We start from the raw sequence: 7506 nt of genomic DNA, 5'->3' as shown, positions 1-7506 counted from the left end.
AACGCCCGGTTACATTCCGAACCCGGAAGCTAAGCCTTACAGCGCCGATGGTACTGCAGGGGGGACCCTGTGGGAGAGTAGGACACCGCCGAACTCCTTTTAGAGCTCCGGTTCTTGGACTTTCAGTCCAAGAACCGGAGCTTTTTTGTTTTCCGGGCCGCCGGCCGAACCCCCTCCGCACTGCGGGCAGATGGCTGAGGGTAAGGTCAGGGGGCATCGTTGGCACGTTCCCACAGGAGGCCCCCGGGTGGAGGTCCAGGAGACCCGCGTCCAGACAGACCGGGTCCTCACCATCCCGAACATCCTCAGCATGGCGCGTCTCGCAGGCGTGCCACTGTTCCTGTGGCTGATCCTCAGGCCGGAGTTCGGCGGTCCCCAGAGTGACGGCTGGGCACTCCTGGTGCTCATGCTGAGCGGCATCAGCGACTATTTGGACGGCAAGCTGGCCCGCCGCTGGAACCAGATCAGCAGCCTCGGCCGGCTGCTCGACCCCGCGGCCGACCGGCTCTACATTCTGTCGACTCTGGTCGGGCTCACCTGGCGCGAGATTCTGCCGCTCTGGCTGACAAGTGTCCTGCTGGCGCGTGAGCTGCTTCTCCTGGTGATGGTGGGCATCCTCAGGCGGCACGGCTATCCGCCCCCGCAGGTGAACTTCCTTGGGAAGGCTGCTACGTTCAACCTGATGTATGCCTTCCCGTTGCTGCTGCTCAGTGACGGAAGTGGATGGCTTGCGTCACTCGCTGCTATTTTCGGATGGGCGTTCGCAGGATGGGGTACAACGCTCTACTGGTGGGCAGGGATCCTCTACGTGGTTCAGGTCCGCCGCCTTGTTCGCGCGGACACCATGGCCGATTGAGCTCGCCGAATGGGCGGCCGTTAGTGGCCTCTGATGGCCCGCAGGCAGAATGTGCGGGACAATCTGACGGGTGAAGTCGGCTAGACCGTCGTCTCTTCAAGGAGGACGCTTCCGACATGAAGGCCGTCGTGATGGCCGGAGGTGAAGGCACACGCCTTCGCCCCATGACCTCAAGCATGCCCAAGCCGCTCCTGCCCGTGGCCAATCGCCCGATCATGGAGCATGTGCTGCGGCTGCTCAAGCGGCATGGGCTCAACGAGACCGTCGTTACTGTCCAGTTCCTGGCCTCTCTCGTCAAGAACTACTTCGGTGACGGTGAAGAGCTCGGTATGGAGCTCACCTATGCCAATGAGGAGAAGCCACTCGGTACTGCCGGCAGTGTCAAGAACGCCGAAGAAGCGCTGAAGGACGACACCTTCCTCGTGATCTCCGGTGATGCTCTGACCGACTTCGATCTCACTGATCTGATCAATTTCCACAAGGAAAAGGGCGGGCTGGTCACCGTCTGTCTGACCCGAGTCCCGAATCCACTGGAATTCGGTATCACCATCGTGGACGAGGAAGGCAAGGTCGAGCGCTTTCTCGAGAAGCCCACCTGGGGCCAGGTTTTCTCGGACACCGTCAACACCGGTATCTACGTCATGGAGCCAGAGGTATTCGACTATGTCGAGGCCGATGTCTCCGTCGACTGGTCCGGCGATGTCTTCCCTCAGCTGATGAAGGAGGGCAAGCCGATCTACGGCTATATCGCCGAGGGCTACTGGGAGGACGTGGGCACGCACGAGAGCTATGTGAAGGCGCAGGCCGATGTCCTGGAGGGCAAGGTCGACGTCGAGCTCGACGGCTTCGAGATCTCACCCGGGGTCTGGGTCGCGGAAGGCGCCGAAGTGCATCCCGACGCCGTGCTGCGAGGACCGCTCTACATCGGGGACTACGCCAAGGTCGAGGCGGACGTCGAAATCCGCGAGCACACCGTGGTGGGCTCCAATGTGGTCGTGAAGGCAGGGGCGTTTCTGCACAAGGCCGTGCTGCACGACAACGTGTATATCGGCCAGCACAGCAATCTGCGCGGTTGTGTCATCGGCAAGAACACCGACATCATGCGGGCCGCGCGCATCGAGGACGGCGCCGTCATCGGGGACGAGTGCCTGGTCGGTGAAGAATCGATCGTCCAGGGCAATGTGCGGGTCTATCCGTTCAAGACCATCGAGGCCGGCGCCTTCGTCAATACGTCGGTCATCTGGGAGTCCCGGGGGCAGGCCCATCTCTTCGGAGCCCGTGGAGTCTCCGGGATCCTGAACGTGGAGATCACGCCCGAGCTCGCCGTTCGCCTGGCGGGCGCGTATGCGACGACGCTCAAGAAGGGCTCGACCGTCACGACCGCCCGTGACCACTCGCGAGGCGCTCGTGCGCTCAAGCGGGCGGTCATCTCGGCGCTGCAGACCAGTGCCATCGACGTACGGGACCTGGAGAACGTACCGCTGCCGGTGGCGCGGCAGCAGACCGCGCGGGGCAGCGCCGGCGGGATCATGATCCGGACGACGCCCGGGGTTCCCGACTCCGTCGACATCATGTTCTTCGACGGGCGCGGGGCGGATCTGTCGCAGGGGAGTCAGCGGAAGCTGGACCGGGTGTTCGCGCGGCAGGAGTACCGGCGTGCGTTCCCGGGAGAGATCGGGGACCTGCACTTCCCGGCCAGCGTCTTCGACTCGTACACCGGTTCTCTGCTGCGGAATGTGGACACCACCGGGGTTGCCGAGTCCGGGCTCAAGGTGGTCGTGGACGCGTCGAACGGCAGTGCCGGGCTGGTGCTGCCCAGCCTTCTGGGCAAGCTCGGGGTCGACTCGCTGACCATCAATCCCGGTCTCGACGAGTCGCGGCCCACGGAGACCGCGGACGCCCGCAGGTCGGGGATGGTGCGGCTCGGCGAGATCGTGGCGTCCGCGCGGGCCGCGTTCGGGGTGCGGTTCGACCCGGTGGGCGAGCGGCTGTCGCTCGTCGACGAAAAGGGCCGGATCATCGAGGACGACCGGGCGCTGCTCGTCATGCTCGACCTGGTGGCCGCCGAACGACGGAGTGGTCGGGTGGCGTTGCCCGTGACCACCACGAGGATCGCCGAGCAGGTGGCGGCGTACCACGGGACCCAGGTCGACTGGACGACGACGTCGCCGGACGATCTGACGCGCGTGGGGCGCGAGGAGTCGACGATCTTCGGAGGCGACGGGCGCGGTGGCTTCATCGTGCCGGAGTTCAGCAGTGTCTTCGACGGCACGGCGGCCTTCGTACGGCTCATCGGTCTGGTGGCGCGGACGCAGCTCACTCTCAGCCAGATCGACGCGCGGATTCCGCGGGCGCACGTCCTCAAGCGCGATCTCGCGACTCCCTGGGCGGTCAAGGGGCTTGTGATGCGGCGCGTGGTCGAAGCGGCCGGTGACCGGTTCGTGGACACGACCGACGGCGTACGCGTGGTGGAGACCGACGGGCGCTGGGTGATGGTTCTTCCGGACCGGGCGGAGGCGGTCACGCATCTGTGGGCCGAAGGGCCCGACGACGCGTCCGCGCAGGCCCTGCTCGACGAGTGGTCGTCGGTGGTGGACAGCGCCGGTCGCTGAGCCGCACGCGCGCGTGCCGGACGTGCCCTAAAGGGGCACGTCCGGCACGACGGTGGGGCCATTCGGAGGTACTGCCCGCGACGTGCGACGATGTGCGGCATGCCGCAGCAGCCCCCCGTTCGGAGCACTCCTACGCGCCCCCCGCGCCCGGATGCGTCCATGTCGCTGCTCACCAACGTCATGGACCACAGCCTCGACGAGGGGTACGCGGAGGCGGCTGCCCGCAAGAAGGCCGACGGCGCCGGCGCCCTGCCGAAGACGCTGAGGGCGAAGCTCGGACTGGCGGCCGGCCTGGTGCTCGCGGCCCTCGTGGTGACCGTGGGGGCCGCCGAGGCGCGGATCGCGGCTCCGGCAGTCGCCAAGGAGCGCGAGGAACTCATCGACCGCATCGACCGCGAGACGTCGGCGGCCGACAAGCTCGAGGGCAGTATCGACAAGCTCCGCGACGACGTGAGCGCGCGGCAGCGCGAGGCGCTGAAGAAACACGGCGGCGACCAGGGCGAGCTGGTGGGCATCCTGGCCGGCGCGGTCGAGGTGCACGGCCCCGGTGTGAAGCTCGTCGTGGACGACGCCAAGGAAGCCGACCAGGGCGGCGACGGGGACGCACGCGAGACGTCGGGCTTCTCCGACACCGGTCGGGTGCGCGACCGCGACATGCAGCGCGTGGTCAACGGGCTCTGGGAGTCGGGCGCCGAGGCCATCTCGATCAACGGGCAGCGGCTGACGGCGCTTTCCGCGATCAGGGCCGCGGGTGACGCGATACTGGTCGACAACAAGCCCCTGGTGCCGCCCTACACGGTGTTGGCGGTGGGGGACGGCAAGCGGCTGAGCACCGAGTTCCAGAACAGCGGTGACGGACAGTATTTGGACGCCCTCCGGAAGAACTTCCATATCCGGACCGGTATTTCCGTCGAGGACGACGTCCGGCTGCCCGCCGCGCCGAGTGTGATCGTACGAACAGCACAACCGAGCACAGAGAAAGGCACATCGTGATCGCCGTACTGGGCCTCGTCGTGGGAGTCGTGGCTGGATTGTTGGTCCGGCCCGAGGTTCCGGCGGTGGTCGAGCCCTATCTTCCGATCGCCGTCGTCGCGGCGCTCGACGCCGTGTTCGGAGGTCTGCGGGCGATGCTCGACGGCATCTTCGACGACAAGGTCTTCGTGGTGTCGTTCCTGTCCAATGTCGTCGTGGCCGCGCTGATCGTCTTCCTCGGCGACAAGTTGGGTGTGGGCGCCCAGCTGTCCACGGGTGTCGTGGTCGTCCTCGGCATCCGGATCTTCTCCAACGCCGCGGCGATCCGTCGTCACGTGTTCCGGGCGTGAGGCCGATGAGCAGCCAGGACGAGACCCCAGAGAACCCAGAGATCTCAGAGACCTCGCAGTCCCCTGAGACCCCCAAGAGCCCGGACGCCGCCGAGACCTCCGAGAACCGCCTGCGCAAGGAACTTCCCGAAGAGGTACGGGCGGACGAGGTGCGGGCGGAGGAGAACCCGGAGTCGCCGGATGCCGACGCGGAACCGCGCAAGCCGGTTCTGACCGGTCGGCAGCGGCTGGTGAAGGGGCTGTGGCCGCCGCGTGTGTCGCGTGCGCAGTTCATCGTCGCCCTCCTGCTGTTCGGCCTCGGCTTCGGCCTCGCCGTCCAGGTGGCGTCCAACAGCGACAGCGACGGCGCCCTCCGCGGCGCGCGTCAGGAGGATCTCGTACGCATCCTCGATGAACTGGACGACCGTACGCAGCGTCTGGAAGAGGAGAAGCAGGGGCTGGAGGATCAGCGGACCGAGCTGGAGAACAGTTCGGACCAGGCCGAGGAGGCCCGCAAGCAGACGGTCGAGAAGGAGAAGCAACTCGGCATCCTGGCGGGCACCGTGCCGGCGCAGGGTCCCGGCATCACGCTGACCATCGAGGACGAGAAGGGGACGGTCGAGGCCGACATGCTGCTCGACGCGATCCAGGAGCTGCGTGCCGCCGGAGCTGAGGCGATCCAGGTCAACGGCGTGCGGGTCGTCGCGGACACCTATCTGACGGATGTGAGCGGCGGAGTCGCCGTCGACGGGAACAAGATCAGCGCCCCCTATCGTTTCAAGGTCATCGGCAAGCCTCAGGACCTCGAACCGGCGCTCAACATCCCCGGCGGAGTGGTGCAGACTTTGGAGAAGGAGCAGGCCACTGTCACGGTGGAACGAGCGGACAAGATCATCGTGGACGCCTTGCGACCGGCGAAGCGCCCTGACTACGCTCGGTCGTCCTCCCAGTGAACAGGAGGCGCTTGGGGGCCGCCCGTCGAGGGCATGAGGTTGCGGGGGGTCGACGCACCGAATGGGTGGTGCGTGGTGGAAACTGTCTGGTGGATACGGACGTTGTGAGGGTGTCCGGCTCGGCCGGTGTGTGCAATCAGGGTTCGTCCTGCCCCACGGGCGGGTCTGTTTCGGTCAAGGGGAATCGCCCGTGAAGTTGTTTGCGAAGTTGTTCGGCAAGAGCGCGCGAGAGGGCAGCGACAACGCGACTGCCCGCCATCGTGCACCACGCCCCTCGGAGGGCGAGGACCAGGGGGACCGCCCCCTGTTCCGCGATCAGGTCGGTGGTCCGGGCGGTGACATTTCCGGTGGTCAGGGCGCGCCGTCTGTTGACCCTGCCCAGTCGGGACGCATAGGTTTCGGCTCCGACCCGTATGCGTCCAACGCCCCCACGGGGCAGCCGCGGCAGGAGGATCCGTCCATGTCGGCCCTGGTGTGTACGAGGTGCGGTAACCGCAATGCGGAGGCGAGTCGCTTCTGCTCCAACTGCGGTGCTCCGTTGCGGGCCGGGGCGACCCCCGAGCGTCCGTCGGAGACCACCTCGACGATCTCCATCTCGGGCCTTGAGGCCTACGACGCCGAGGTCACCGGCCAGACGCAGATGCCGATGCTCTCGCCCGAGGCGCAGGCCGCCGTCGACGCGCTGCCGCTCGGCTCGGCGCTCCTGGTGGTGCGCCGCGGGCCCAACTCGGGCAGCCGCTTCCTGCTGGACGGCGAGCTGACCACCGCCGGCCGTCATCCGCAGAGCGACATCTTCCTGGACGACGTGACCGTGTCGCGCCGCCATGTGGAGTTCCGTCGCGTCGCCGACGGCTCGTTCACGGTGGCGGACGTCGGCAGCCTCAACGGTACGTACGTCAACCGGGAGCGGATCGACTCGGTCCCGCTGTCGAACGGCGACGAGGTGCAGATCGGCAAGTACCGGCTGGTCTTCTACGCGAGCCAGCGGGGTATCTGACCCGCCCCCGGACCCGGTCCGGGGGGACCCTCAGGAAGGTCCATGCTTCGAACACCGAGCGGCGGTGTCGGCCACGGCACCGCCGCCATGGACAACGGACTGATGAGCATCGGCACGGTGCTCAATGTGCTGCGCGACGAGTTCCCCGAAGTCACCATCTCCAAGATCCGCTTCCTGGAGTCGGAGGGGCTCATCGAGCCGCAGCGGACACCGTCGGGGTACCGGAAGTTCAGCCCGGGCGACGTCGAGCGCCTCGGGCACGTCCTGAGGATGCAGCGGGACCACTATCTGCCCCTGAAGGTGATCCGCGAGCACCTGGACGCCGTGGAGCGCGGTGAGGCGCTGCCGTTGCCGTCCGTGGGGCGTCAGCGCGACGGAGAGGTGCTCTGCGAGTCCGAGGGGCCGACAGTGGCCCGGATCGGGCGTGCCGAGCTGCTGGCCGCCGTGGAGATCGGCGAGCAGGAGCTTCAGGAGTGGGAGTCGTACGGGCTCATCACACCGCTGCCCGAGGGGGTCTACGACGCCGAGGCGGTGACCGTGGCCGGTCTCGTCGTGGAACTGGGGCGGTTCGGGATCGAGCCGCGCCATCTGCGTGCCGTGAAGGCCGCCGCCGACCGTGAGGCCGGTCTTGTCGACCAGGTCGTGGCCCCGCTGCGGCGCCACCGCAATCCGCAGACCAGGGCGCACGCCGAGGCGCAGACCAAGGAGCTTGCGGGGCTCGCGGTGAAGCTGCACGCCGCGCTGGTGCAGTCCGCGCTCGGGGTGCGGCTGCCCTGACCCGGCGGGT

7 protein-coding genes and 1 rRNA gene are annotated in these 7506 nt (G+C 67.3%); all 8 read left to right on the top strand.

From position 1 onward, the window contains the following. Positions 1-94, top strand: a 5S ribosomal RNA gene (gene rrf / locus ACFWXQ_RS22035); the annotation flags it as partial. Between the two features lie 153 nt (positions 95-247). Next, the gene (locus ACFWXQ_RS22030; RefSeq protein WP_200399624.1) at positions 248-856 is read left to right on the top strand and encodes a CDP-alcohol phosphatidyltransferase family protein; all 609 of its coding nucleotides are present in this window, start codon (positions 248-250) and stop codon (positions 854-856) included. 116 nt (positions 857-972) lie between these two features. Next, a complete protein-coding gene (locus tag ACFWXQ_RS22025; protein ID WP_055614786.1) occupies positions 973-3468 on the top strand; it encodes a mannose-1-phosphate guanyltransferase in 2496 nt (831 codons plus the stop codon). Positions 3469-3558: 90 nt separating this feature from the next. Next, positions 3559-4461 (top strand): DUF881 domain-containing protein, encoded by a 903-nt coding sequence (locus ACFWXQ_RS22020; RefSeq protein WP_383950648.1) that lies wholly within the window; start codon positions 3559-3561, stop codon positions 4459-4461. Beyond that, on the top strand, positions 4458-4790 hold the full coding sequence (locus tag ACFWXQ_RS22015) for a small basic family protein (RefSeq protein WP_003988855.1): 333 nt from the start codon (positions 4458-4460) through the stop codon (positions 4788-4790). The genes ACFWXQ_RS22020 and ACFWXQ_RS22015 overlap by 4 nt, the downstream gene beginning before the upstream one ends. A gap of 5 nt (positions 4791-4795) precedes the next feature. Then, positions 4796-5722, top strand: a complete 927-nt coding sequence (locus ACFWXQ_RS22010) for a DUF881 domain-containing protein (protein WP_383950645.1) — start codon at positions 4796-4798, stop codon at positions 5720-5722. 61 nt (positions 5723-5783) lie between these two features. Next, positions 5784-6719 (top strand): FHA domain-containing protein, encoded by a 936-nt coding sequence (locus ACFWXQ_RS22005; RefSeq protein WP_383950642.1) that lies wholly within the window; start codon positions 5784-5786, stop codon positions 6717-6719. A gap of 42 nt (positions 6720-6761) precedes the next feature. Beyond that, on the top strand, positions 6762-7496 hold the full coding sequence (locus ACFWXQ_RS22000; protein ID WP_383950639.1) for a MerR family transcriptional regulator: 735 nt from the start codon (positions 6762-6764) through the stop codon (positions 7494-7496). Positions 7497-7506 lie beyond the last annotated feature (10 nt).

The organism is Streptomyces sp. NPDC058697 (assembly GCF_042715345.1).
Lineage (GTDB): Bacteria > Actinomycetota > Actinomycetes > Streptomycetales > Streptomycetaceae > Streptomyces > Streptomyces liliifuscus.
This window is presented reverse-complemented; position numbering and strand designations above follow the sequence as displayed.

Bases quoted from the DNA above. Each gene is read 5' to 3' on its own strand.
- ACFWXQ_RS22025 (WP_055614786.1), top strand. From the start codon at position 973: ATGAAGGCCGTCGTGATGGCCGGAGGTGAAGGCACACGCCTTCGCCCC.
- ACFWXQ_RS22020 (WP_383950648.1), top strand. From the start codon at position 3,559: ATGTGCGGCATGCCGCAGCAGCCCCCCGTTCGGAGCACTCCTACGCGC.
- ACFWXQ_RS22010 (WP_383950645.1), top strand. From the start codon at position 4,796: ATGAGCAGCCAGGACGAGACCCCAGAGAACCCAGAGATCTCAGAGACC.
- ACFWXQ_RS22005 (WP_383950642.1), top strand. From the start codon at position 5,784: ATGGGTGGTGCGTGGTGGAAACTGTCTGGTGGATACGGACGTTGTGAG.
- ACFWXQ_RS22000 (WP_383950639.1), top strand. From the start codon at position 6,762: ATGCTTCGAACACCGAGCGGCGGTGTCGGCCACGGCACCGCCGCCATG.